This is a genomic window from Finegoldia magna, from assembly GCF_002243175.1.
GTDB classification, from domain to species: domain Bacteria; phylum Bacillota; class Clostridia; order Tissierellales; family Peptoniphilaceae; genus Finegoldia; species Finegoldia magna_J.
In genome coordinates this window covers 48,053-72,783 of record NZ_NDYF01000016.1, presented here as the reverse complement: position 1 = coordinate 72,783, position 24,731 = coordinate 48,053, and the positions used below count along the sequence as shown (strand labels likewise).

The following is a 24,731-nucleotide window of genomic DNA, read 5'->3' as shown; positions in this document are numbered from 1 at the left end:
TTTATGAAGAATAGTTTGTATGTTTATCAAAATGGGGAACTGAAAAGAAAAGATAATACTCTTCAATTTTGCACGGTTGATGGCGAGAAGAGGGACATTCCAGTCAATATGGTATCAGAGATTTATCTTTTTGGAGAGGTTAGTATTAATTCTAAATTAATAGATTTTCTGTCTCATAATGATATAATCGTTCATTTTTTTAACTACTATGATTTCTACAGTGCAAGTTTGATGCCCAAAAAATCAAAAGTTTCTGGGAAAGTAACAGTTAAACAAGCCCAATTTTATTTGGACGATGAAAAAAGACTACGACTAGCGATGAAATTTGTGGAGGGTGCAGGTAAAAATATATACAGAAATCTTAGATATTATAACAGCAGAGGCAAAGATCTTGAAGAGTATATGAATGAGATTAATTATTACTTAAAAAACTTAGACAAAGCAAGAGATGTGCAAGAACTTATGGGTATGGAGGGTAATATTCACAAAACATATTACAAATCGTGGAGCACAATTATTAATCAAGAGATTGATTTTGAAAAAAGAGTCAAAAGACCACCAGATAATATCGTGAATACTTTGATTTCGTATTTGAACTCATTGGTCTACACAACTGTTTTGGGCGAAATTTACAAAACTCAACTTGATCCTACGATTAGTTTTCTCCATGAACCTGGCGATAGAAGATATTCACTGAGTTTGGATATTGCGGAAATATTTAAACCGTTGATAGCTGACAGATTAATATTTTCGTTATTAAACAAAAATCAGATACAAGACAAACATTTTAGTCAAGAATTAAACTATTTGTACATGAAAGAATCAGGGTCTAAGGTAATATTGCAAGAATACAATAAAACTTTGCAAAGGACGATAAAGCACAAAGATTTATCTAGAAATGTAAGCTACAGATATCTAATCAGATTAGAATGTTATAAATTGGTGAAGCATTTTATTGGTGAAAAAGGATATGAACCGTTTATAATTTGGTGGTAAAAATGTATATAATTTTGGTGTATGACATCTCAAATGAAAATAATGGACAACGAAGGTGGAACAGAGTATTCAAAATATGCAAACAATACTTAAACCATATCCAAAACTCCGTGTTCGAAGGAGAAATCTTGGAATCGGATTTGTTTAAGTTGAAGAAGAAAATCCAAAAAGAAATCGATGAGAAAATAGATTCAGTAATAATATTCAAAAGTCGAAACGAAAGATGGCTTGAAAAAGATATATTGGGAACAGAAATTGACGATCCGCAATTTATCTAAGACAATTGTCGATCACCGGTATAGACAAAATACACGTAGATCGACAACGCCTAAAATCACACATTTTTTTGTGTTGAATTGAATTATTTTCAAAAAAATCGTAAATTTGATATACTTAAAAATAACATAGACAGAAACACCGTCTGTAAGCATTGAAAATGCTGCCATAGACGGACACCTATTAAAATTTAACCAGAGTGGAATGTAAATAAAACAGTTGTTGATACAGTAGAAGAAAGTACAACATTAAAATTTAACCAGAGTGGAATGTAAATGTTTTCCAAAATAAAGAAATCAAGGGTAATATAAATATTAAAATTTAACCAGAGTGGAATGTAAATAATTATTCAGTTGGAGGACACACGAAACATTGGGATTAAAATTTAACCAGAGTGGAATGTAAATAAAACAGTTGTTGATACAGTAGAAGAAAGTACAACATTAAAATTTAACCAGAGTGGAATGTAAATGACAGTATAGACCCAATCTACTTGGAGAAAATGTTATTAAAATTTAACCAGAGTGGAATGTAAATGAATTTATGTGGGATGATTTTCTTGCAGTTGTTAAAACTGAATTAAAATTTAACCAGAGTGGAATGTAAATAAAACTTTCTTCGTAAAGTTGAGCAATTGCAAATGAATTAAAATTTAACCAGAGTGGAATGTAAATTGTTGCTAGAGGAAGTATTTCTGATAATAACCAAGATTAAAATTTAACCAGAGTGGAATGTAAATAATAGAAGTAGAACTCTACAGAGATGGAAAAGCTACATTAAAATTTAACCAGAGTGGAATGTAAATAACGAAGTTGACCTATTATTTCAATTTATGAGTTCAGATTAAAATTTAACCAGAGTGGAATGTAAATTTACATAACAAGAAATAGACATTGCATATAATGAGATTAAAATTTAACCAGAGTGGAATGTAAATTCTCTTGAGGCATCAAAGACCTAAAAGAATGGCTTAATTAAAATTTAACCAGAGTGGAATGTAAATTATGAAAATTTAAGTAAAAAACTTGTTATAAATAAATTAAAATTTAACCAGAGTGGAATGTAAATATCATTGATAAAATGCAAGGTGAAATTAATAACAATATTAAAATTTAACCAGAGTGGAATGTAAATTTAGTAAACGAAATATCACATATAGACAATTTTATTGATTAAAATTTAACCAGAGTGGAATGTAAATGCTATTATGTTAAATTATAAACTACCAACTGGAAAATTAAAATTTAACCAGAGTGGAATGTAAATGTAAATGTTCCGTCAAATTTTCTACTGCCAATTTTTGTTCCAATTAAAATTTAACCAGAGTGGAATGTAAATTTACTAAAAGGAAATAGGCAATGAAAAAACTTGATAATTAAAATTTAACCAGAGTGGAATGTAAATAAGAATAGATGATTTAAATAACATTTTTTAGGTGAATTAAAATTTAACCAGAGTGGAATGTAAATTAATAACTGGATTTAATGAAATAATAAAACAATTTAATTAAAATTTAACCAGAGTGGAATGTAAATTTAGTTAATGATTATGCACAAATTTATCAAGACACATTAAAATTTAACCAGAGTGGAATGTAAATATGGCAATACGAAAAGGTCAAATTTTTAAAAGTTTGATTAAAATTTAACCAGAGTGGAATGTAAATGTCAAACCACCTTGACCGTCTTCTTTATATAAAAAATTAAAATTTAACCAGAGTGGAATGTAAATGTTGAAATTAACAAAGTAACAAGTTATGATTATATTATTAAAATTTAACCAGAGTGGAATGTAAATCCTGGTGCTGATGGTGAAAATGGTATGCCAGGTAAAGAATTAAAATTTAACCAGAGTGGAATGTAAATGTTATTTTGGCTGTTATTGCTCCGCTTTTAGCTTTATTAAAATTTAACCAGAGTGGAATGTAAATCTCTTGTAATGTTAGCAATGCTTTTACCTTCCAAATTAAAATTTAACCAGAGTGGAATGTAAATGCGACTTGATAACGTCTAGGATTTTGTTTTTTCATTATTAAAATTTAACCAGAGTGGAATGTAAATCTTCCTTGGGATAATGGCGAAGGGGACAGAATATGGATTAAAATTTAACCAGAGTGGAATGTAAATTTCACTCTAAGCTGTGCGGGTACGTCACGATTGTTATTAAAATTTAACCAGAGTGGAATGTAAATAATATCAATACTAAATTCGACATTACCTTATCCTCAATTAAAATTTAACCAGAGTGGAATGTAAATACCACCAGAGCCACCGTCATCTTTTTCAATAACCATATTAAAATTTAACCAGAGTGGAATGTAAATCACAAGAGCAAATATATAAAGAGGTTTTAAATGTAGAATTAAAATTTAACCAGAGTGGAATGTAAATATCTATAATCAAACTTATGTAAATTATGGTGGTAAATATATTAAAATTTAACCAGAGTGGAATGTAAATTACAGTTATTTTATTTACCCTATCACAGATGAGGGATTAAAATTTAACCAGAGTGGAATGTAAATTAATGATTATATAAATATTGGTAAATTCTTTATGAATTAAAATTTAACCAGAATGGAATGTGAATTTTGAACTTTTAAAGTATTTACTTGGCAAGAATATAATTAAAATTTAACCAAAGTGGAATGTAAATGTGATAGCTAATAGATTTAAAAGTATACAATACTTCAATTAAAATCTAACCAGAGTGGAATGTAAATGATATTATGTGGAATGTAAATATACGATAGCAGAGTTCTATGGACTTAAAAAGACAATTAAAACCTACTCATAATGAAATTTAAATCTTCATAGAAAAGTAACTAACAACGCAACTTACTGATCAAAATCAAACCAAAATGGAATGTAAATTGAGGATCTCTTGCCTCTTGCCATTGTCTATTTTTTAATTAAAATCAAACCAGAATGGAATGTAAATATATCATTATTGTATAAAAAGTACTGAAAATTTCTATACAATATAAAAGCGAAAAGGTGTTTAATAGAGATTTTACAAATCATCATCATAATATTTGATCTCTAGGAGATACAAGATATAATATAAATATATTTCAATTTATCGAATATTTACATAAAAGTTGGTACATGGTTTGTAAAAGAAAGGGAACATAAAAAAGAAAGGATCAATGATTATGAAGTTTAAAACTCCAACTGTATATTATTATTGTCCAGATTATAAAAAGTATGTAAAATGTGAAGGTGGCATGTATTACTGCATAAAAGATGGTAAGGAAGTATTTAATGATTTCTATTCTAAGATTGATTTGGAGTCGATATATACCGAAGATATAACAAAGGAAGAATACTATGCTCAACTATATTAAAGCTTTTTTTATTATGCTAAATGCGCGCATAAAGGACAAAAAGATAAAGGCGGACACGCATACTTTTTACATCCACTAAGAGTTTCTAAGAGAATAAGTGACAGACGATACAAGATAGTTGCATTGTTGCACGATGTTTTAGAAGATTCTGACAAATACACAATTAATGATTTTGGCTTTCTTGACTCTGAACAAAAGGATGCCTTGATTAAACTTACGCATCCAGAAAATGTAGCATACATGGATTATGTAAAAAATATAAAAAGTAATAGCATTGCAAGAAAAGTAAAATTAATGGATTTGGAAGATAATATGAATCTAGGCAGACTGGAATGTATTTCAGAAAAAGACTTTAAAAGAGTTGAAAAATACAAGAAAGCTAAAGATTATCTTTTAGCATAAAATTAATAAAACCCCAAATATTAATAATCTAAGATGTTGAAAGTTAAAGAAATAGAATTGTTGGAGGAATAATATGCTCAACACACATGAAAACAATCTAAAGGCAAAAAAATGCTAGAAGAAGGGTATAAAAAATATCTAGAAGAAGAAAAGAAGAAAAAAATCGAAAAAGCAAGACAAAAAAGACAAAATAATTAATTTGTTAAAGGCAATTTCCTAGCAGATGTTCTTAATAAAACACCCTTTTTTGAATAGTCAAACCAACAAAAAGGCTATGAGTTCACGCTCACAGCCTTTATTTTTCGTGTTGTTTTATTATATTTTCCAATCTTTTGTATTCTTTTTTGAATCTAGGGTTTGTGGATTTGCTTTTCAAAGCGTTTAAGTTTTTTCTTGCCAACGCAAAATCATCGTCGAATATGTTTTTCATTATATACAATTGTTTGATGTTTTCGCCGTAATTTGGACTGTTTTCAAATTGTTTTAAAAGTTTTTCGTGTGTTGCGAACAGCTCATTAAACTTTTCTTCATCGTTTAATTTGAAGTGGACGATCATTGTGTTAAGCCAATATATCAACTGAAGATCTTGGTTTTTCAATTGATCTGTTGCGATTGTTTCATAAACTGACAGTGTTTTATTTGGTTCATTTAACTCCAAATATCCTGCTCCCAAATTCATTTTCATCACTGTTTGGATGTGTTTGTTTTTGATTTTGGAAATTTTTGGTTCTAATTCATTGACGAAATCTTTGTATTTCATTTCTTCAAAAAGTTTCATTGAATGTTTCAAATCATTTGTTTTATAGAAGAAATAAATTGTGTTGAATATAAGAATAATTGCCAAGACTGCTGCTCCAATTATCCAATAATATTAAGCATGACTTTGTCGTCGATTTTGAATACGATGCTAATTATCAGCATTGTTATCCCGATTGCAAATGCTATGCCAAATAATTTTAGAAATTTTTTCATGTGTACCTCTGTTTTACGTTAAATTACTTGAAAATATCAAATATACTTTTTGTAGTTTTGTTATAAATCTTGTTATAAAGTGCTTTTTTGGGGTTTTTAAACCAGCCAACTCCTTTTTTGCCGTAAGTTGAGTCAATTGCAGACTTTAGTTTTCTTTTGTACTTTGAAGTTGTTCTTGCTTTGAATGATTTCTTCAAGCTTGGTGTTCTAAATCCTATTTTCATAAATGCCTTCCTTAATATATTATTATATATTAATTATAATTCATTGGTGCAGATTTTCAATTGGGTTTTGTATTTGAAAATTTTGTGAGATAATAAAAATGGTGATATTATGTTGGAGTTTATGAGTTTGAAAGATAAAAACATGATAGCGATTCAAGGTGCTGGTGGGAAAACTTCGAGCGTTTTTTTGCTTGCAAATGAGTTCAAATCAATGAATGAAGCATCCATTGTGAGTACGACGACGAAGATGGGGATTGTGAGTGAAGATAAATTTGATTATTTGTACAAATTCGATGATAATGCGAAAATTGTGGACGGGAAAATATATTTTGCATCAAAATCACGTACAGACACAAAAGAAATAGGATTTGAGCCGGAATTTTTCGACAAAATTTTTGATGAAGGATTGTTTTCCAATATAATTTTGGAAACGGATGGGGCAAAGACAAGATCAATCAAAGCTCCACGTGAAGATGAGCCTGTAAATCCTAGAAATATCACGCATTGCGTTGGTGTGATGGGACTTGATAGTGTGGACAAGCCTTTTGATGAGAGATTTTGTCACAGAAAAGAATATATGGAGAAAATTATTGGAAATCCCAATACTTTGACGACAGAAAGCTACGCAGAAATCATCAATTCTAATTGTGGTCTGTTCAAAAATTCGTACGATGCGAAAAAATTTTTGATTTTGAATAAGGCAGACACAAAACAAGACATTGAAAATGCGATGGATATTATTGAGAGAATTGATGTGGATGTGAAGATTTTTGTGATGAGTTTTGGGGAAATTATTAAGATATATTAGGAGAATTTTATGAATTTACTAGAAGATTTGAATTTTGATGAAAATCATATTATTAAGGATACAATTGTTAGAAATGAAAAGTTTGATATTCACAGAATACAATCAAAAAACGAAACATCTGGGCCGTACAATCAGGATTTTGACGAATTTGTTGTCGTGATTAAGGGGGATGCGATGTTAAATGTAGAAGGAAAAGATGTGAGACTTAAGGAAATGGATACGTATTTTATTCCGAAAAATGTCGTTCACGAAGTGAAAAGCACAAGCGATGAATGTGTGTGGTTGTGTTTTACAATAAAATAGTTGACAATTATATCAAGAGAGTATATAATATTTTGGTATGTAAAAGGAGTCATTTCCTTTTATGCAATACAGAAAGTCGCCGATGGCCGGGTGTGCGACGTGTCTAAATTCCCGGTGAGAAAACAATCGCTTTTTGGCAGCGATGTCCAAGTAGCCAAATATTGTAAATAAAGGAAAGGATGAATTGAATGAAAACTTATATACCTAAGAAAGATGACATCCAAAGAAAATGGTATGTAGTAGACGCAACAGATGTTGTTTTAGGTAGATTATCTACTGAAGTTGCTTCTATTTTAAGAGGAAAAAACAAACCAATGTTTACTCCTAATGCGGATGTTGGAGATTACGTAATCGTAATTAATGCAGAAAAAGTTAAATTAACAGGTAAAAAATTAGAACAAAAAGAATTAAGACATTACACAGGATATGCTGGTGGTCTTAAATCAATTACCTACAAAGACTTAATGAAGAAAGATCCAGAAAGAGCTGTAACTCATGCTATCGTTGGTATGCTTCCTCACAACTCTTTAGGTCGTCAAATGGCTAAAAAATTAAGAGTTTACAGAGGCGCTGATCACGATCACATCGCTCAAAACCCTGAAGTTTTGGAAATTAAGTAGGAGGTAATTAAATGGCTAATAATAGATATCAAGGAACTGGTAGAAGAAAAACTTCTGTTGCTAGAGTTACTTTAGTACCAGGAAGTGGAAAATTCACAATTAACAAAAAAGATATAAGTGAATACTTTAACTTCGATACATTAAGAGTTATAGCTAAAGAAGCTTTGGAATTAACTAACAATGCTGAAAGCTATGATGTTACTGTTAATGTAAAAGGTGGCGGATACACTGGTCAAGCAGGTGCTATTAGACATGGTGTTGCTCGTGCTTTATTAGAAGTTGACCCAGACTACAGAGCTGAATTAAAAAGAGCAGGTTTCTTAACTAGAGACCCTCGTAAAAAGGAAAGAAAGAAGTACGGCTTGAAAAAAGCGCGTAAATCTCCACAATTCAGTAAGAGATAGAAAACAATTATATATCAATGGAAAAGCACTTTTTGGTTCACACCATCAAGTGCTTTTTTTATGCTTATTTATCAAAATTCACACCAAAGTTCACACCATCATTATTAATAAGCTTATGATATACTAGTTCTCCAGGGGAAATGTTTACAAAATTATTCCGATAGATTTTTGTCTGTGAATAGTTGTATTATAAAAGGATTAAAAACTCGAATAAAGATTTTTTATTTTGCATTTATCATTTTACCGGTTATTTTGGTTTTTTAATTTATCATCGCAACATCTAAGTCCATCTATGTGTTCAAATAAATCATCTTTTATTTTTCTTCCAAGAGAGTCAAGTACAAAATCAATACCTTCTCTTCTAGCTAATTTTGCAGCTGGTACAAAATCAGAATCACCCGCAAGTAAAACTATCTTATCAACTTGCTTTTTATACGCTAAAGAAGCGATATCAACACCTATTTTCATATCAACACCTTTTTGAGTTGATGTTATCTGAAAATCTTGAGGGGTTAGCTCCTCTAGAGTTAAAGATTTATTTAATAATTTTTTTACTGATTCATATTTTAAAGTATATCTTGTTTCATTTTCTGACAGTCTTCCTAATCGCAATGCTACTTTTCTGGTTTTCTTTAATTCTTTTAGAAACGTATTCATCCAAGTATAGTGATGCTCTTTTTTCATATTAATTACCTTATTAGATAATGGATGAAAAACACTGTTATCTAAAGGTGGGCAATCGTAATAAAAAATTCGATATAAATCATAAAATGTTTCGTCTTTACCTCTTCGTTCTTTTAAGTGTCTCATGCAATATTTTATTAAAGTTTTGGCATCATCTTCAGGAGAGTTGTTTTTTCTTAAAGTTTTTAATGCTACTTTTCTATAGTAACCACCATCGATTAAAATTGCTGCTTTCATATTTCCTCCAAACTAAAAAATCCTTGGTTTCGAAAGTTCCCATATGGTGGGACATCTACTACCAAGGATGTATTTGATAAATATAACATTTGTTATACTATAATAATAAATCACAAGGCTAGTTCTGTCAATACCAAATTAATAATTAAAAATTTATCATTCTAAGATAAAAAAATAATTTTGAGTTTGATCTTCTTATAAATAATAATACTATTATTGTGTAAGAAAAGCAACTATTAATAATTTAACTATAAACATAATGATATCTTTTGAATTTTATGAATTGACAAATAACATTTGAGTTTTTGTGAATTTCCACAAAAATTTTAATTAAATATATGATATACTTATTAAAGTAAAAAGGTTGTGATTATTTTGAATATCGATATTATTTCGGTGGGTAAGGTTAAGGAAAAATACATAAAACTTGGTATTGCAGAATTTTCGAAGAGGTTATCTGCGCATTGCAAACTAAATATAATTGAGGTTGATGATTTGAGTGCTGCGGAGAATTTGTCAGATAGTGAAAAGGAGATCGTAAAAGACAAGGAAGCGGAGAAAATCATGTCCAAGATCAAGGATAATCATTATGTGATAACGCTAGAGATTTTGGGAAATCAACTTACTAGTGAAAAATTAGCCGCCAAGATTGAAAACTTAACCGTACAAGGTCATTCCAATATTTGTTTCGTAATCGGTGGATCGTTGGGTCTCGGACAAAGTGTGCTTGACAGGAGCGATTATGCGCTTTCTTTTTCGAAGTTTACATTTCCACATCAACTGATGAGGCTGATTTTGTTGGAACAAATTTACCGAAGTTTCAGAATAATCAACAATTTACCATATCATAAGTGAGGATAAAATGAAGGGAAAAAAGACGACCGTTGCATTGGCTTTTCTTATAGTGATTTTAGTTGGTGTGATTGGCTTTAGATATTCAGAAATTTCTGGGAAATCTCCAATTCAAGCATCACACAAAAATTCTCAAGTGAAAAATGCTGCACAATCAAAATCTCAATCAAAAGTAAAAGCTAGTGACAAATCAGAAAAAGAGAATAAAAATCTGGAAAAGAAAGAGATAACTATAACTTGTTGGGGCGATTATATGAACCACATCACGCAAATACGCCAAGCGAAAGCGACAAATTATGATTTCACGGATTCTTTTGCAGTTATAAAAGATATTGTACAAAAAAGTGATTTGTCCATAGTCAACTTGGAGACGACTATTGCGAAGGATGCATCAGATATGAGTGGTTATCCAGAATTTGCAACGCACGAGAATGTTATAAAAGCTTTAAAAGATACGGGATTTGATGTGGTGAGTACTGCAAACAATCACTCTTATGACAGAAGATTGAAAGGGATTGACCGCACGATTGAAGCTATTGAAAAGTACGGTTTGAAAAGAACTGGAACTTTCAAGGAGAACGAATCGACGAATCCACTTATTATCGATGTGAAAGGGATAAAGGTTGGATTTTTCTCATATACACAAATGCTAAATGGATTTGAAAATTCAATGCTTAATTCCGGACGAGATACTGCGGTGAATTTGATTAATATGGAACAAATCCGAAAAGATGTGGATTATTTGAAGCAAAATCACGCCGATGTTATAATGTGCTACATGCATTGGGGAGAGGAATATTCCGATTATCCCAATTCATATCAGAAAAATACGTTCAAGAAACTTTCGGACATGGGAGTGGACTTGGTGATAGGATCTCATCCACACACAATACAAAAGTCTGATGTGATTGAAAACGACGGCAAGAAATCCTACTGCGTATATTCAATGGGAAATCTAGTATCAGATCAAAGAGAATCTTACGGACAATATTACGGCGTAGAAATCGGAGTGTACTCAGACATTAAAATAGAAAAAATTGGCGACAAGACAACTGTAAAAAGTTTTGAAAATAAGCCATACTATGTGGACAAATACACTGATAGCGTGACTACAAGATATGTCGTAGTTCCAGTAAAACAAGTCCTCAATTCAGAGATAAATTACCAAAGAAAAGACAAAATAATATCTAAATTAAACAGAGCAAATCAACATTACGAGAAAATTTTTAACAAGGAGTAAAAATGGGAAATATAATACTTACAGGTGACAGACCAACAGGAAAATTACATTTGGGTCATTACGTAGGCTCATTAAAAAACAGAGTTATCATGCAAAACAAAGGGGATTTCGACAAGATGTATGTCATGATTGCCGATGCACAAGCTTTGACTGACAATTTTAACAATCCAGACAAAGTCCGTGACAATATCATTGAAGTTGCGCTTGATTATTTAAGTTGCGGAATCGATCCAAATAAAGTTACGATTTTTGTACAATCACACGTTGAACAACTAACAGAATTGATGTTTTATTATATGAACTTGGTTACACTTTCAAGACTCGAAAGAAATCCTACAGTTAAAGCTGAAATCAAACAAAAAGAATTTGGAGCGAGCATTCCTGTTGGATTCTTGACTTATCCAATCAGCCAAGCGGCAGACATCACGCTTTTCAACGCAAACATAGTTCCGGTCGGAGAAGATCAGCTTCCAATGTTGGAACAAACGCGTGAAATAGTCAGAACATTCAACAACTATTATTCAGAAGTTTTGGTTGAGCCAAAAGCTGTAATTCCTGACAACAAAATCTGTTCCAGACTTCCAGGATTAGACGGCAAAGCTAAGATGAGTAAATCATTGGGTAACTGTATTTATTTGTCGGATTCACAAAAAGATGTCAAATCAAAAGTAATGAGCATGTTCACAGACCCTAACCACATTCAAATCTCAGACCCTGGAAAAGTTGAAGGAAACACTGTGTTCACTTATTTAGATGCTTTCTGTACAGACGATGATTTCTCAGAATTTCTTTCAGATTACAAAAACTTAGACGAATTAAAAGACCATTACAGACGTGGTGGACTTGGCGATGTGAAAATCAAAAAATTCTTGAACAATATTTTGCAAAAAGAATTATCACCAATCAGAGAAAAAAGAAAACACTACGAACAAAACATTCCAGAAATTTTCGACATGTTGTTAAAAGGATCAGAAGATGCCAGAGAAGTTGGAGCAGAAACTTTGAAGAAAGTAAAAGCTGCAATGGGAATCAACTACTTTGAAGATGTGGAATTGATTAATAAACAACAACAAAAATACAAATAAAGTAAAATCAATCACTAGAGTGGTTGATTTTTTATTGCAATAAAGTGTATTGAGATAGAATCAAAAAGATAAACAAGATTATAAACGTTAAAAATTTATTGTAAATAATCATGATTAGTATTACAATGAATTTAACAAGATAAAGAATCTTGGAAATCAGTGCACAGATTAAAAAATGAAAAGGTGGTTAGATTATGAAATTTGAAATTGGTAATTTCAATGTCAAGGATGTAGTTTTCGGAGATAAGACAAAATTCGAGAATAACATTTTGACAATTAACAAACAAGAGGCAATCGAATTCATAAAAAGAGATGAACATATTACAGAATGTGATATTGAGATTGCAAAACCAGGCGATGAAGTTCGTATAGTTCCTATTAAGGAAGCTGTTGAACCTAGAATTAGACCAGATAAGAGAGCGGTATTTCCATCTGTAACTGGAGAATTAGTTCCAACTGGTGAAGGTAGAGTTCATGCTTTGAAGGGGATAAGCGTTTTAGGTGTTGGAATGCATTGGGGAAGTTTTGGCGATGGGCTTTTAGATATGTCAGGTGAAGGCGCCAACTATTCTTACTTTTCACAATTAATAAACGTTTGCTTAGTTATTGATACTGACGAAGAATTTGAAAGACACGAACAACAAAAGAAAAATCATGCAATCAGATGGGCTTGCCATTTATTTGCTGAATATCTAGGACAAACTGTTATAGATCAACAACCAGAAGAAATAGAAAAATATGAATTTACTCCTGTTACAAAAAGAAGTGACGAGGTAAACAAACTTCCTTCAGTCGTTTTGGTTATGCAGCCACAATCACAAATGGAAGAATTAGGATATAATGATTTGATTTATGGTTGGGATATGAACAAATATCTTCCAACATTTATGAGTCCAACAGAAGTTTTGGATGGTTGTATTATTGGCGGAAGCTTCATGCCATGCTCTTCAAAATGGGCGACATATGATTTACAAAACTTCCCAACAATAAAAGAATTGTTCAAAGAACATGGAAAATCTATTAACTTCTTGGGAGTTATAATGTCCAACTTAAACGTTTCTTTGGAACAAAAAGAAAGAGCGGCTATTTTTGTATCAAATATGGCGAAATCATTGGGAGCAGATGGTGCTATTGTAACTGAAGAAGGATATGGTAACCCAGATGCAGACTATGTAAGATGCATTTGCGCATTGGAAGATGTTGGAGTAAAAGTTGTCGGTATCAGCAACGAATGTACAGGACGTGACGGTAAATCACAACCATTAGTAGTTATGAATGAAAAAACTGATGCGCTTGTATCTACAGGAAATGTTTCTCAATTGATTAGATTAAAACCAATGAAGAAAGTAATTGGTGAATTAGAAGCATTGGCAAGAGACGGATTGTCTGGCGGATGGGCAGGCGATGAAATATTAGGACCATCTGTAAAAGAAGACGGATCTGTAATTATGGAAAACAATGCTATGTTCTGTGGAGATCAAATAGCAGGTTGGTCAAGAAAAACTATGAAAGAATATTAGGAGTGAAGCTATGAAAAAAGCTATTGTATATATAAATCAATTCTTCGCAGGTATTGGTGGAGAAGATAAGGCAGATTATAAGCCGGAAATAAGAAATGAATTAGTAGGTCCAGCAACAGCATTTAATTCTATGCTTGATGCAGAAGTTACACATACAATTATATGTGGAGATAACTACATTGGTTCTAACCCAGAAGAAGCTACAGAAGAAATATTAGGATTTTTAGAAGAATTAGACTTTGATTTGTTCGTAGCTGGTCCAGCATTCCAAGCTGGTCGTTACGGTGTTGCTTGCGGTAGAATTTGTAAAGCTGTTAAAGAAAAATTCGGCGCAAAAGTAATCACATCTATGCATCCAGAGAATCCTGGTGTTGAAATGTATAGAAAAGACATGGTTATTTTCAAAGGTGGTAAGTCTGCCAGAGAAATGAAAGTAGATGTAAAAGCTATTTCAAACTATGCAAATAAATATTTGAATGGAGAAGAACTAGGCTCTGCAGCGGAAGAAGGATATTTCTCTCAAGGAATAAGAAATCAATATTTCAATTCAGCAATGAAACCAGCAGCTCAAAGAGGAGTTGAGATGCTTATTAAAAAATTAAACGGGGAAGAATTTGTAACTGAGCTTCCAATTCCTGTTAAAGATGTAGTAGAGCCAGCAGAACCAATCAAAGATTTGAAACATGCGAAAATAGCTTTGATGACAACAGGTGGTATTGTTCCTGTAGATAACCCAGATAGAATTCAATCTGCATCTGCTACTAGATGGGGAAAATACGATGTAACTGGAATGGACAGGTTAAAATCAGGCGAATTCAAAACAATTCACGCAGGATTTGACCCTGCTGCAGCAAATGCCGATCCTAACGTAATCATGCCAATCGACGTTTTAAGAGATATGGAAGGAAATGTTTACGGAGAACTTCACAAATATTTCTACTCAACAGTAGGAACTGGAACTACTCAAGCAGAAGCAGAAAGAATGTCATCTGAAATTCTAAAAGAATTGCAAGAAGCTAATGTTGATGGAGTTATAATGACTAGTACCTGAGGTACATGTACTCGCTGCGGTGCAGCGATGGTAAATGTGATTGAAAAAGCTGGTATTCCAATTGTTCAAATGTGTAACTTGGTTCCAGTAGCTCAATCAGTTGGTGTAAACAAAATTGTACCAACAATTTCAATTCCTTATCCATTAGGAGATCCAGCTACAGGAAAAGATGTTCAATGGAATTTGAGACATCACAGAGTAGAAGTAGCATTAAATGCTTTGACAGAAAAAATAGAAGAACCAAAAGTTTATACGGTTTAAGAAAATGAAGGGGGATTAATTTCCCCCTCCTATATAATGGAGAATTGATATGAATAATAAAAAAAGAAATTCAGTATATATTATATCTATAATTATTAGTGTTGCTATAGCTGCATGGGGGATTTTAGGATCAAAAAGTTTTGAAAATGCTGCAAACGCTTTGATGAAGGCAGTAACAATTAATATGGGATGGCTATACTTAATAGCAATGCTTACATTTGTAGTTTTTGCACTAATAGTAGCATTTTCAAAATATGGTAATATAAAATTGGGAGCTGATGATTCAAAACCAGAATATTCTACGCTTTCTTGGTTTGGAATGTTGTTTGGTGCTGGAATGGGAATAGGACTTGTATTTTATGGAGTTGCAGAGCCAATGGCACACTTCGTTGCTCCGATTGAATCGATAAAAGCAGGGAGTGCAGAAGCTGCGAACTTCGCAATGAGAGCATCTTTCATGCATTGGGGGATTCATCCATGGGCCAACTATTCCATAATAGGACTTGGACTTGCATATTTCCAATTTAGAAAAAACAAACCTGGTTTGATTTCAACGCTTTTCATTCCTTTGATTGGTGAGGAAAAAGTCAATGGACCTATAGGGAAAATTATTGATATTTTTGCAATTATTGCAACTATTGCGGGAGTTGCAACATCTCTAGGAATGGGAACTTTACAAATCAATTCAGGATTAACTCACTTGTTTAATATTCCAAATAATCAAATGACTTGGTTGATTATTATAATAATAATTGCGGTTATATATATCTGGACTGCTGTATCAGGAATTGACAAGGGAATTAACTTGATTTCTAATATCAATTTAGTACTTGCAGGGACTGTTCTTTTGGTATCATTTATTGTAGGACCTAAAATTTTGATGCTAAATTCATTTACAAGTGGTATTGGAGCTTATCTGAACAATTTTTTCACAGATTCACTTGCTATTAATCCATTTGGTAAAAATGATTGGATTCTAGGATGGAGAATATTCTACTGGGCATGGTGGCTTGCATGGGCTCCATTTGTTGGTACTTTTATAGCGAGAATTTCCAAAGGAAGGACTGTTCGAGAGTTCATACTTGGGGTTTCAGTTGCACCAGCATTTGCATCAATAGTTTGGTTTTCAGTTTTTGGACCATTGGGATTGAACTTAGCCCAAAAGATGCCGTTTGATAAGGTAAAAGAGTTGGCAGCAAATTCAGAACTAGCTTTGTTTAAAGTATTTGCAGAATATCCATTAGGAACTTTCCTTTCAATTGTAACAGTGGTTTTGTTGTGCACATTCTTTATCACATCAGCAAACTCAGCAACTTTCGTATTAAGTATGCTTAGCCAAGATGGTGATCTGAATCCGGCCAGCAGCAAAAAATTAGTATGGGGAATTTTACAAGCGGTTATTGCTTACGCATTACTACTTTCAGGAGGGCTTAAAGCATTGCAAACAGCGTCCGTTGCAGCGGCGTTTCCATTTAATATTTATAATGCTTTTGATTTGCGTTGCAATAATAAAAGCATTCAAAACGGAAAAATTATAGTTTTAAATTTCAAAAAGAGCTTGTCGTAATGGCAAGCTTTTTTGTTTGACACTTAATAAACAACTACATAAATGATATAATTATATTTATAAATTAACGGGAGGATACTGATGCTTGATACGAAGAAAAAACTAACAAAACACAAAAAAAATATGATAAATGGATTCATGAATTGTACGAAAAAAATTATTCGTGAACAAGGAATAGATGCTGTTACAATAAGAAAAGTAGCTGAATGCAGTATGATGAATAGCGCTACAATCTATAATTATTTTGAAAACTTGGATCATCTTATAATATTTTCAATAATGGACCAATTAGAAGATTACATTAAAGCATTACCAGATGCTATCAAAGATTGTGATAATTCATTAGATAAGTTTTACGCTATATGGGATTGTTTTGTAAAATATTCCTTTAATAGTTCCGATGCGTATATGAGATTGTTTTTTTCAAATTTGGAAAATCAAATAGAGTATTACATTGAGCAATATTACAAGATTTTTCCAATGGAATTGAACACTGAAGATTATCCTGACGATGTTATTGATATGTTGAATTCAAGTGCAATTTTCACAAGAAATATATATATAATGAAAGATTTTGTTGCTGAAGGAATAATTGAAGAAAAAGACTTATATGATATTAATAATATACTAATTTTTACCTATGAAGGATTACTCAGAAGAGTTAATTCTGGAGTTTTAGATGTTGACAAAGGAATTTCGATGTTTAATGATTATATCAGAAAGATAATAGATTTATTTAAAAAATAAGATTGTATAAAACAAAATTCAAAGCGTATCACTTGCTTAAAAATATTATTTAAGGGTATAAATAATTAAGGAAAGGAAGATTTTTATGTTAAGAGCAAAAGTAGGATCTAGATTATATAATGTAAATGAAGCTATTAAGCTTGGAGAAATCGCGATAGCTAGCTTGAATGAGGTGCAATCTTATTTGGGCACAGCTTCAGGTTGGGGAATTTTCGATATTTTCAAGGGTAAGACTATTACCACTATGATTAAAAGATCGAATTTGAAAAAAGCGAAGAATCAAGCGAAGAAGGCTGATTTGGCGATTAGAAAGTTCAACAATATTATGATTGATTTGGACAAGAAACCAAGCGTTGGTTTCAGATATAAAAAGCCATTTTTCTTGGCGGATTATTTTGATAACAAAGTTTTCGACTCTGTTATTCAAATGCAAATTTTATCTAACAAGAAGAACTGCGAAAATGCAATTAAACAATTGAAAAAAGAAGTGTACAATTTACAAAAGGAAAAAATGTATTTAATGAATGAATAATTTTACAAGGGGGATTTATGTTAAAAGAATTTAAGAAATTCATTACTGAAGGTAATGTAATGGATTTGGCAGTTGCCGTTATCATGGGCGCTGCAGTTAAGGAAATGGTGGATGGACTTATCAACGGTCTTATCGCACCTTTGATTGGAGCAGCGACAGCTGGTATAGATATGAAAGAAATGGCTGTAACAGTTGCAGGAGTTAAGCTACAATACGGCTTGTTCTTAGATGCTTTGGTTAAATTTATTATTATAGCATTCGTTGTTTTCTTGATGGTTAAGGCTATCAACAAGGGACGTGATGCTTTGCACAAAGAACCAGCAGCAGATCCAACTACAAAAACTTGCCCATACTGCAAGAGCGAAATCGACATTACTGCTACTAGATGTCCACACTGTACATCTGAATTAACAGAATAATTTGACTGAAAAGGGGATTGTATCCTCTTTTTTTGTTGGTTTTGTGTTATACTGAAAACGTAATAATTTATAATAAGGAGATACAGATGAGATACGATTTTGAAACGATTAGTGACAGAAACGAAATGGGCTCTAGAAAATGGGCTGTAAGAAGCGAACAATTTCCAAACATGAAAAAAGATGTTGTTCCATTCAGCGTTGCGGATATGGAATTCAAAAATGCGCCGGAAATTATCGATGGATTGAAAAAACGCTTAGATAATTTGGTTTTGGGATATTGTGCCCCTACAGACAGATTTTACAATAGTATCATAAATTGGGACAAGAAACACCATAATGCTGATATCAAAAAAGAATGGATTGTCGAAGTTCCAACTGTTGTAGATGGATTCTTTGCTGCAGTAAGTGCTTTTACGAAAAAAGGTGATTCTGTAATGATTATGAGACCAGTGTATGGTCCATTCAGATTTGCGATTGAATTTAACGACAGAGTTATGGCTGATGTTCCTTTGATTTCTGACGAACGCAACAATTACTCAATTGATTTTGAAAAATTCGAATCAGAATGTAAAAAAGCTGAAAACAAGATGGTCATTCTTTGCAACCCTCACAATCCAGGCGGAATTTTGTGGAGCAAGGATGATTTGGAAAAAGTAATCACGATTGCAAATGCAAATGATGTTATTGTTGTGGTTGATGAGATTTGGCAAGATATTGTTATGCCGGGAAATACACACACATCTGTGCTTTCATTGGATAGAAAATTAATCGAAAAAGCTGTTGTTTGCCAATCTGCTACAAAAGCTTTTAACTTGGCTGGACTTTGCTGTGGATATACGATTATTTCGGATCCTGAAATGATGGCTCAATACAAGAAAACTTTGGATGTAATGAGAAGCAACACTGTCAATGTTATGGGACTTGAAGCTACACAATTAGCTTTTGATGAAGCTGAAGACTGGCTTAAAGAAATGATTCAAGTTATCGACAACAACCAAAAAATCGTGTACGATTTCTTCCAAGAAAAATATCCTAAAATTATCGTAAATCATCTTCAAGCGACTTATGTTATGTGGATGGATTTCAGATGTTTGGGATTAAATAGCGATGAGTTGCTTAAAACTTTGGGCGAAAAAGCTGATTTGGTTTTTACTGACGGAAGATTCTTCGGTGAATGCGATGGATTCGTAAGATTTAACGTTGCAGCTCCAACACAAGTTGTAAAAGACGCGTTAGTTAGATTGGATAATTTGCTACAAGAAATATACAAATAGACAAAAAATTTCCCGAAACTCAATTGAGCTTCGGGATTTTTTATTTTAAGTTCAATTATTTTATATTTAAAAATTGTTGCATAAATTCGAAAGGACCATTATCCACTTGTGCTTTTGGGTTGTTGATAGATGTGTCTTCTTTTGAATTTAATGAAATATTCAAGCTTTCAGCATCCTTTGATTTAGGAGTGGACTTCAAATGAACATCGTATGATTTGTCTTTGAATTCGAATGTTAAATTAAACATATCGTCTTTGTTAGTTGTCTTCAAAGTGTTGATTTTGTCTTCGAATTCTTTTTGTGATTGTTCTGATTTTAGGTTTTCTTCAACTTGTTGAAGTTTTTGTTGTTCGGATTCTGTAAGATCACTTCCCTTGGCAAGTTTGGCGTATTCTTTGAAGTTTTTCAATAAAGTTTTTCTTGAATATTCCATAACTTTTGCCCATTGTTCACCAGTCAAATTCACAGAATATTTGTGGTTGCCATCATCTGTAACCTTCAATTCCTGGTTGTCAATTACAAAGTCTTTTGCAATTCTAACTTGGAATTTCGCATTTGATGACAAAAGTGGCATGAAAACTGTGAAATCTCTTACAGTTGTAGCTTGGAAGTTTTGTTCAGTTAATTTTTGCAAAATTTGTGTAACATTGAAGTACAAATTCTTTTGAATCAAAGCTTCCTTCATTTTTGGTGGAAGATTGTTAGCGAATGCATCGTAATTCAAATACGCTTTTCCATCTTGGATTGCGAAGTGAAGCTCTCCCAAATTATTGCCTTGACCAGCTAATTGTGCGATATCGCTTGTTACAGTTGCCATTGCAACGCCTGTCGTTTTGTCTTGTGTTGCAGTGACCTTCATTTCCTTTAGCTTGGAAGTTTCGTTCTTAAATTCGTAAGATTGGTTCTTCCATTCAGTTGTTTTTCTAAAATCGTTTAATAGGCTCACTTTTTCTTTTGTTTGAGAGCAAGCGCTTAAAGTTATTATCATAAGCAGTGATAATAACACTAATGTAAATTTCTTTTTCATAAATTCCCCCTGACTCTAATATTATAACAGATTTGGGCAAATGTTTTTAAAAATTTCACAATTGTAGACTTATTGTAACATGAGATTGAATTTTTGATGATATAATATTAATATAGATAAAAATGTGGTGTTTCAACACATACATAAGTTAGAATGAATGTTTCACTATCAAAATTAGGAATGTATATTAGGGGGAAATATGGTAATCGATAAATTAAGAAAAACAATTACTCTTGTTATTATTATGGTTTTACTTTTATCTTCATGTCAAAAACAAGAAATTAGAAACGACAAGCGTGTAGAGACTCCAAAAGAAACGGTAAAAGTTTCTGTTGATGAAAAAGAAAAAGCTAATATAAACGAAACTGTAAAAATGTTTTTTACGCAAAAATACTACAAGCTAGAAAAAGATACAAATAAAATTAGATTGAGTGAAAGTCTTGAAAAATTTTTAGCCAAAAAACCAGATTATAAGTATTATGAATTATCCGAGTTGAAAATATTGGATAAGTATGAAAGTAAAGACAAAATTTTAGTTTTAGTGAAGACATGGATTTCTACTAGGGATAAGAAATCTGGAGAAGGCGCAATTGTAAGAATTTTATTGCATAAGGATAATAAAGGCTATATTGTAGAAAAAGAAGTTGCTGAAGATATGATAGAATCAGCAAATTATAAAACTAAACTATCCCAAAAAGATATAAAAAATTATCTTAAAAAATCATTGGTAATGAATGGAGAAAATTTATCGGATTCAGAGATAGATAAGGATATAAAAGATATGTATTCGCTCGATTTTTATTCATATATGGGAATGTTTGAAGTTCAAAAAAGTAAAGAAACTAATGAAGATTTAATCCATGTTTTAGAAAATCACGAATACAAATAATTTAAAAAGGAAAGTTCATAAAAAAGAACTTTCCTTAATTTTTTTGTTATTTTAATTTTTCTAATAATTTTAATGTGTAATCGTACATTCTTTGTGTAGATTCAATTCCCAAATGTTCCAATGGAGTGTGAGCTCCGAAAATATCTGGACCGAAACTAATCATATCGCAGTCTGGAAGTACGCCTTTCAACAAACCGCATTCCAAACCTGCGTGGATTGCAGTAACATTAGCTTTCTTGCCAGTCATTTCTTCGTACAATGCTGGAGCAACTTTTGCCAATTCTCCATCAGTGTTGAATTCCCAAGCTGGGTATTCTTTTTCGATAACAGTAGTTCCGTGAGTCAAATAAGCTAATGATTTGATCTTGTCGAACATATTGTGAAGTTCGCTTTCTACAGAACTTCTTACGCAGCAAGTAACCTTGATTTTTTCGTCGTCTGCTTCAACAATACCAACGTTAGAACTTGTTTGAACCAAACCTTCGATGTCTTGTGAAGTTGAGATAACATCGTTGATTAACAAATACAAGAATTTAACGATTGATTGGGAAGTTTCTTTTGAATAAGAAAATTCTGTTTTTTCTGTTTCTTTAATATCCAAAACCAAGTTAGGATCTGTTTTTCTACCTTCGTGACGAACGTATTCTCCAATTTCGTTTAAAATATCCATCGCTTTATCCAAATCATCTACAGTGATGACTGCGTGAGCGTTCTTAGCAATGGCGTTGTGTTTTGAACCACCGGAGATTTCTTGCAATCTAAAATCCATTTCCAAAGCAACTTTGTTCAAAAGTCTTGCCATTACTTTGATGGCATTTTTGTTTTGTTTTTGGATTTCAAGACCAGAGTGACCACCATTTAATCCAGAAAGAGAAATTTCAATAGCCTTTGACAAACCATCTGATTTTTCGCTCTTGAAAGTAGTTATAGCATTTGCTCCACCAGAACAGCTTACTATGAAGTCTCCTTCAGTTTCAGTGTCGATGTTTAACAAACGAGTTCCACTCAAATGTTCAGCAGTCACGCCATTTGCTCCGTCCATTCCACGTTCTTCGTCAATAGTTACAAGAACTTCCAATTTTGGATGAGCCACATCATCAGAATCCAAAATAGCTAAGCAAAAAGCAACAGCGATTCCGTCATCTGCTCCTAAAGTTGTGTTATCTGCATAAACATATCCGTCCTTAACGTGCATTGAAATAGGATCTTTCAAGAAATCGTGGTCTGAATCATCAGTTTTTTCGCAAACCATATCCATGTGTCCTTGCAAAATAACAGGTTCTGAATTTTCGTAACCTTCTGTAGCATCTTTTTTGATAATAACATTGTTAAGAGAATCTTGGTACACTTCCAATCCTCTTTCCTTTGCGAAGCTAACCAAAAAATCTGATACAGCTTTTTCATTTCCTGAACCACGAGGAATATCGTTTAATTGTTTGAACCAATGGAACACTTTCTTTGGTTCTAAATCTTCATATTTTTGCATGAGTAACCTCCTATATATATTCTTACTTTATTATAACTCTTTTACATTATTTTGTAATCTAATTGACAAGATTATTTACAACATTTACGATAATATCCATACCATTAGAGATATCATCGTAGCTCATCTTCGCAAACCCAATCAAAAACACATTAGTGTTCATATTTTTATCCAAATAAAAATCATCGATAGGAATCACATACACGGAATTTTCTTTCAAAGTTTTCAACAAAACATCACTGTCAATTCTCTTATCGACCTTGATTACTACAGAAGTGCCACAATCAGTTTTCTCAAAATCAATGAATTTACAGCCATTAATTTTTGAAAAAATAATTTCGTATTTTTTTGCGTACACCTTCTTCATCTGATTGACCTGCTTTTCAAAATCTCCACTGTCTATGAACTTGGACAGTGCAGATTGAACGAAAATCGACACAGGGCACCTCTCAGATTTTAGTACAGAATAAAATTTCTTCATCAAATTTTTAGGCAAAACCATAAAACTCACACGCATCGCTGGAGTCACCGTACGCGAAAAATTCCCGATGTAAATCACCTTATCATTAACATCCAAAGTCTTCAGTGGAGCGATAGGACGAAGCTTGTATTTGAATTCTGCATCGTAGTCATCCTCAATTATGTAGCGATTATCATCAGCGTATGCCCAATTCAACAGATCAATCCTTTTATTAATCGGCATAATCGCAGAAGTAGGAAACTGGTGAGAAGGAGTCACGCTTACAACATTTGCATCTGTTTGTTTCAAAAAATCTATATCAATCCCATCTTCATTCACATCAATCGCCCTGCTGTCAAAATTATTGTAAAAACCAATTCCGTGATAAGCATATCCTGGATTTTCAAAACCAAATACGGGATTGTTGAGAAGATTTTTAATCAAAATCAACAACTCGTTGCTGCCAGAACTCACGACGATTTGGTTGGGATTCACGATAATCTCTCTAAAATCTTTCAAATAATTTGAAATAGAACACCTCAACGAAAAAAGTCCAAGTCCATCGACCTTTCCCAAAATAGCATCATCATATTCGTTAATTGAATCCCTGAAAGCTTTTCTGATCTGCTTGTATTTAAAACACGATTTATCCACACCTGAAAATGAAAAATCATACTTGAAAGTATTCTTTTCTTCTACAATCATATCCTCATCATCAAAGTTTGCATCGTTTTGCAAAATATGACCAGATTTTTCCACAAAAAATCCACTTCTCTCACTGGAACGAATGTATCCTTCCTTTTCCAATTGATAATACGCATTTGAAACAGTGTTTATCGAAATATTTAGCTCATTCGATAATTTTCTAATAGAAGGAAGCTTGTCATTAGTCTTCAATTGTTTCGTGTTAATCTTTTCTTTTATAGAATCGTAAATTTGATTATATAAATAATCTTTGTCGTTTAAATTTATGAACATAAAATCCTCCGTTGGATTAAGTATAACACAAGAAAAAGAAATAATTACTTAAATTGCAATGTTCAAAACGA

Annotated in this window: 25 protein-coding genes and 1 CRISPR repeat array; of the genes, 19 read left to right on the top strand and 6 right to left on the bottom strand. The window is 32.2% G+C overall.

Annotated features, from left to right (window positions below; translation table 11 throughout):
* Positions 1 to 3: 3 nt before the first annotated feature.
* From cas1b to B9N53_RS07590, 4 genes are all read left to right on the top strand, one after another.
* Complete coding sequence (gene cas1b / locus B9N53_RS07605) at positions 4 to 996, top strand: type I-B CRISPR-associated endonuclease Cas1b (protein WP_094204395.1); 993 nt, start codon at positions 4 to 6, stop codon at positions 994 to 996.
* A 2-nt stretch (positions 997 to 998) separates the two neighbouring features.
* Positions 999 to 1,274, top strand: coding sequence for a CRISPR-associated endonuclease Cas2 (gene cas2 / locus B9N53_RS07600; protein WP_035109318.1), 276 nt, complete (start codon positions 999 to 1,001; stop codon positions 1,272 to 1,274).
* A 180-nt stretch (positions 1,275 to 1,454) separates the two neighbouring features.
* Positions 1,455 to 3,994: a CRISPR direct-repeat array (repeat unit 30 nt; unit sequence ATTAAAATTTAACCAGAGTGGAATGTAAAT).
* A 432-nt stretch (positions 3,995 to 4,426) separates the two neighbouring features.
* Positions 4,427 to 4,618, top strand: a complete 192-nt coding sequence (locus B9N53_RS07595) for a hypothetical protein (RefSeq protein ID WP_094204496.1) — start codon at positions 4,427 to 4,429, stop codon at positions 4,616 to 4,618.
* Between the two features lie 123 nt (positions 4,619 to 4,741).
* On the top strand, positions 4,742 to 5,020 hold the full coding sequence (locus B9N53_RS07590) for a hypothetical protein (protein ID WP_206780429.1): 279 nt from the start codon (positions 4,742 to 4,744) through the stop codon (positions 5,018 to 5,020).
* A 295-nt stretch (positions 5,021 to 5,315) separates the two neighbouring features.
* On the opposite strand, the gene B9N53_RS07585 is transcribed toward B9N53_RS07590, so the two are convergent.
* Both B9N53_RS07585 and B9N53_RS07580 read right to left on the bottom strand, forming a co-directional pair.
* Positions 5,316 to 5,864, bottom strand: coding sequence for a hypothetical protein (locus B9N53_RS07585; protein WP_242432450.1), 549 nt, complete (start codon positions 5,862 to 5,864; stop codon positions 5,316 to 5,318).
* Positions 5,865 to 6,015: 151 nt separating this feature from the next.
* Positions 6,016 to 6,216: a hypothetical protein gene (locus B9N53_RS07580; RefSeq protein ID WP_094204394.1), complete on the bottom strand. Its 201-nt coding sequence runs from the start codon at positions 6,214 to 6,216 to the stop codon at positions 6,016 to 6,018.
* Between the two features lie 121 nt (positions 6,217 to 6,337).
* On the opposite strand from B9N53_RS07580, the gene yqeC reads away from it, so the two are divergent.
* From yqeC to rpsI, 4 genes are all read left to right on the top strand, one after another.
* Positions 6,338 to 7,024, top strand: a complete 687-nt coding sequence (gene yqeC / locus B9N53_RS07575) for a selenium cofactor biosynthesis protein YqeC (RefSeq protein WP_242432458.1) — start codon at positions 6,338 to 6,340, stop codon at positions 7,022 to 7,024.
* A gap of 9 nt (positions 7,025 to 7,033) precedes the next feature.
* On the top strand, positions 7,034 to 7,327 hold the full coding sequence (locus B9N53_RS07570) for a cupin domain-containing protein (protein WP_002835729.1): 294 nt from the start codon (positions 7,034 to 7,036) through the stop codon (positions 7,325 to 7,327).
* 188 nt (positions 7,328 to 7,515) lie between these two features.
* On the top strand, positions 7,516 to 7,947 hold the full coding sequence (gene rplM, locus B9N53_RS07565) for a 50S ribosomal protein L13 (protein WP_094204392.1): 432 nt from the start codon (positions 7,516 to 7,518) through the stop codon (positions 7,945 to 7,947).
* Positions 7,948 to 7,958: 11 nt separating this feature from the next.
* Entirely contained in the window at positions 7,959 to 8,351 is a 393-nt protein-coding gene (gene rpsI / locus B9N53_RS07560) for a 30S ribosomal protein S9 (protein ID WP_002838975.1), read from the top strand.
* Positions 8,352 to 8,591: 240 nt separating this feature from the next.
* Here rpsI and B9N53_RS07555 read toward each other — a convergent pair whose 3' ends face one another.
* Positions 8,592 to 9,272, bottom strand: coding sequence for an NYN domain-containing protein (locus B9N53_RS07555; RefSeq protein WP_094204391.1), 681 nt, complete (start codon positions 9,270 to 9,272; stop codon positions 8,592 to 8,594).
* A 375-nt stretch (positions 9,273 to 9,647) separates the two neighbouring features.
* On the opposite strand from B9N53_RS07555, the gene rlmH reads away from it, so the two are divergent.
* The 10 genes from rlmH to B9N53_RS07505 all read left to right on the top strand — a co-directional run bounded on the left by rlmH (position 9,648) and on the right by B9N53_RS07505 (position 19,820).
* Complete coding sequence (rlmH, locus tag B9N53_RS07550) at positions 9,648 to 10,127, top strand: 23S rRNA (pseudouridine(1915)-N(3))-methyltransferase RlmH (RefSeq protein WP_094204390.1); 480 nt, start codon at positions 9,648 to 9,650, stop codon at positions 10,125 to 10,127.
* 7 nt (positions 10,128 to 10,134) lie between these two features.
* A complete protein-coding gene (locus B9N53_RS07545) occupies positions 10,135 to 11,364 on the top strand; it encodes a CapA family protein (RefSeq protein WP_094204389.1) in 1,230 nt (409 codons plus the stop codon).
* Positions 11,365 to 11,366: 2 nt separating this feature from the next.
* Positions 11,367 to 12,449, top strand: coding sequence for a tryptophan--tRNA ligase (trpS, locus tag B9N53_RS07540; protein WP_094204388.1), 1,083 nt, complete (start codon positions 11,367 to 11,369; stop codon positions 12,447 to 12,449).
* A 194-nt stretch (positions 12,450 to 12,643) separates the two neighbouring features.
* Positions 12,644 to 13,969 (top strand): glycine/sarcosine/betaine reductase component B subunit, encoded by a 1,326-nt coding sequence (locus B9N53_RS07535; protein ID WP_094204387.1) that lies wholly within the window; start codon positions 12,644 to 12,646, stop codon positions 13,967 to 13,969.
* A gap of 10 nt (positions 13,970 to 13,979) precedes the next feature.
* Positions 13,980 to 15,281, top strand: a complete 1,302-nt coding sequence (locus B9N53_RS07530) for a glycine/betaine/sarcosine/D-proline family reductase selenoprotein B (protein ID WP_094204386.1) — start codon at positions 13,980 to 13,982, stop codon at positions 15,279 to 15,281.
* A gap of 49 nt (positions 15,282 to 15,330) precedes the next feature.
* Positions 15,331 to 16,848: a BCCT family transporter gene (locus B9N53_RS07525; RefSeq protein WP_242432449.1), complete on the top strand. Its 1,518-nt coding sequence runs from the start codon at positions 15,331 to 15,333 to the stop codon at positions 16,846 to 16,848.
* Positions 16,849 to 16,929: 81 nt separating this feature from the next.
* Entirely contained in the window at positions 16,930 to 17,595 is a 666-nt protein-coding gene (locus B9N53_RS07520; protein WP_094204385.1) for a TetR/AcrR family transcriptional regulator, read from the top strand.
* Positions 17,596 to 17,680: 85 nt separating this feature from the next.
* Positions 17,681 to 18,127, top strand: a complete 447-nt coding sequence (locus B9N53_RS07515; RefSeq protein WP_094204384.1) for a hypothetical protein — start codon at positions 17,681 to 17,683, stop codon at positions 18,125 to 18,127.
* Between the two features lie 17 nt (positions 18,128 to 18,144).
* Positions 18,145 to 18,546 (top strand): large conductance mechanosensitive channel protein MscL, encoded by a 402-nt coding sequence (gene mscL, locus B9N53_RS07510; RefSeq protein WP_094204383.1) that lies wholly within the window; start codon positions 18,145 to 18,147, stop codon positions 18,544 to 18,546.
* An 86-nt stretch (positions 18,547 to 18,632) separates the two neighbouring features.
* Positions 18,633 to 19,820, top strand: a complete 1,188-nt coding sequence (locus B9N53_RS07505; protein ID WP_094204382.1) for a MalY/PatB family protein — start codon at positions 18,633 to 18,635, stop codon at positions 19,818 to 19,820.
* 55 nt (positions 19,821 to 19,875) lie between these two features.
* Here B9N53_RS07505 and B9N53_RS07500 read toward each other — a convergent pair whose 3' ends face one another.
* Positions 19,876 to 20,847: a hypothetical protein gene (locus B9N53_RS07500; RefSeq protein WP_094204381.1), complete on the bottom strand. Its 972-nt coding sequence runs from the start codon at positions 20,845 to 20,847 to the stop codon at positions 19,876 to 19,878.
* A gap of 199 nt (positions 20,848 to 21,046) precedes the next feature.
* Between B9N53_RS07500 and B9N53_RS07495 the strand changes: the two genes are divergently transcribed.
* A complete protein-coding gene (locus B9N53_RS07495) occupies positions 21,047 to 21,736 on the top strand; it encodes a hypothetical protein (protein WP_094204380.1) in 690 nt (229 codons plus the stop codon).
* 46 nt (positions 21,737 to 21,782) lie between these two features.
* Here the strand turns inward: B9N53_RS07495 and B9N53_RS07490 are convergent, their stop codons facing one another.
* Both B9N53_RS07490 and B9N53_RS07485 read right to left on the bottom strand, forming a co-directional pair.
* Entirely contained in the window at positions 21,783 to 23,222 is a 1,440-nt protein-coding gene (locus B9N53_RS07490) for an aminoacyl-histidine dipeptidase (RefSeq protein WP_094204379.1), read from the bottom strand.
* A gap of 58 nt (positions 23,223 to 23,280) precedes the next feature.
* Positions 23,281 to 24,660 carry a PLP-dependent aminotransferase family protein gene (locus tag B9N53_RS07485; RefSeq protein ID WP_094204378.1) on the bottom strand — a complete coding sequence of 460 codons (1,380 nt, stop codon included), beginning with the start codon at positions 24,658 to 24,660 and terminating at the stop codon, positions 23,281 to 23,283.
* Between the last annotated feature and the right edge of the window lie 71 nt (positions 24,661 to 24,731).

Excerpts from the sequence above, each read along its gene's own strand:
- cas1b (WP_094204395.1), top strand. The coding sequence starts at position 4 with ATGAAGAATAGTTTGTATGTTTATCAAAATGGGGAACTGAAAAGAAAA.
- cas2 (WP_035109318.1), top strand. The coding sequence starts at position 999 with ATGTATATAATTTTGGTGTATGACATCTCAAATGAAAATAATGGACAA.
- B9N53_RS07595 (WP_094204496.1), top strand. The coding sequence starts at position 4,427 with ATGAAGTTTAAAACTCCAACTGTATATTATTATTGTCCAGATTATAAA.
- B9N53_RS07580 (WP_094204394.1), bottom strand. The coding sequence starts at position 6,216 with ATGAAAATAGGATTTAGAACACCAAGCTTGAAGAAATCATTCAAAGCA.
- yqeC (WP_242432458.1), top strand. The coding sequence starts at position 6,338 with ATGAGTTTGAAAGATAAAAACATGATAGCGATTCAAGGTGCTGGTGGG.
- B9N53_RS07570 (WP_002835729.1), top strand. The coding sequence starts at position 7,034 with ATGAATTTACTAGAAGATTTGAATTTTGATGAAAATCATATTATTAAG.
- rplM (WP_094204392.1), top strand. The coding sequence starts at position 7,516 with ATGAAAACTTATATACCTAAGAAAGATGACATCCAAAGAAAATGGTAT.
- rpsI (WP_002838975.1), top strand. The coding sequence starts at position 7,959 with ATGGCTAATAATAGATATCAAGGAACTGGTAGAAGAAAAACTTCTGTT.
- B9N53_RS07555 (WP_094204391.1), bottom strand. The coding sequence starts at position 9,272 with ATGAAAGCAGCAATTTTAATCGATGGTGGTTACTATAGAAAAGTAGCA.
- B9N53_RS07545 (WP_094204389.1), top strand. The coding sequence starts at position 10,135 with ATGAAGGGAAAAAAGACGACCGTTGCATTGGCTTTTCTTATAGTGATT.
- trpS (WP_094204388.1), top strand. The coding sequence starts at position 11,367 with ATGGGAAATATAATACTTACAGGTGACAGACCAACAGGAAAATTACAT.
- B9N53_RS07535 (WP_094204387.1), top strand. The coding sequence starts at position 12,644 with ATGAAATTTGAAATTGGTAATTTCAATGTCAAGGATGTAGTTTTCGGA.
- B9N53_RS07525 (WP_242432449.1), top strand. The coding sequence starts at position 15,331 with ATGAATAATAAAAAAAGAAATTCAGTATATATTATATCTATAATTATT.
- B9N53_RS07520 (WP_094204385.1), top strand. The coding sequence starts at position 16,930 with ATGCTTGATACGAAGAAAAAACTAACAAAACACAAAAAAAATATGATA.
- B9N53_RS07515 (WP_094204384.1), top strand. The coding sequence starts at position 17,681 with ATGTTAAGAGCAAAAGTAGGATCTAGATTATATAATGTAAATGAAGCT.
- mscL (WP_094204383.1), top strand. The coding sequence starts at position 18,145 with ATGTTAAAAGAATTTAAGAAATTCATTACTGAAGGTAATGTAATGGAT.
- B9N53_RS07505 (WP_094204382.1), top strand. The coding sequence starts at position 18,633 with ATGAGATACGATTTTGAAACGATTAGTGACAGAAACGAAATGGGCTCT.
- B9N53_RS07500 (WP_094204381.1), bottom strand. The coding sequence starts at position 20,847 with ATGAAAAAGAAATTTACATTAGTGTTATTATCACTGCTTATGATAATA.
- B9N53_RS07495 (WP_094204380.1), top strand. The coding sequence starts at position 21,047 with ATGGTAATCGATAAATTAAGAAAAACAATTACTCTTGTTATTATTATG.
- B9N53_RS07490 (WP_094204379.1), bottom strand. The coding sequence starts at position 23,222 with ATGCAAAAATATGAAGATTTAGAACCAAAGAAAGTGTTCCATTGGTTC.
- B9N53_RS07485 (WP_094204378.1), bottom strand. The coding sequence starts at position 24,660 with ATGTTCATAAATTTAAACGACAAAGATTATTTATATAATCAAATTTAC.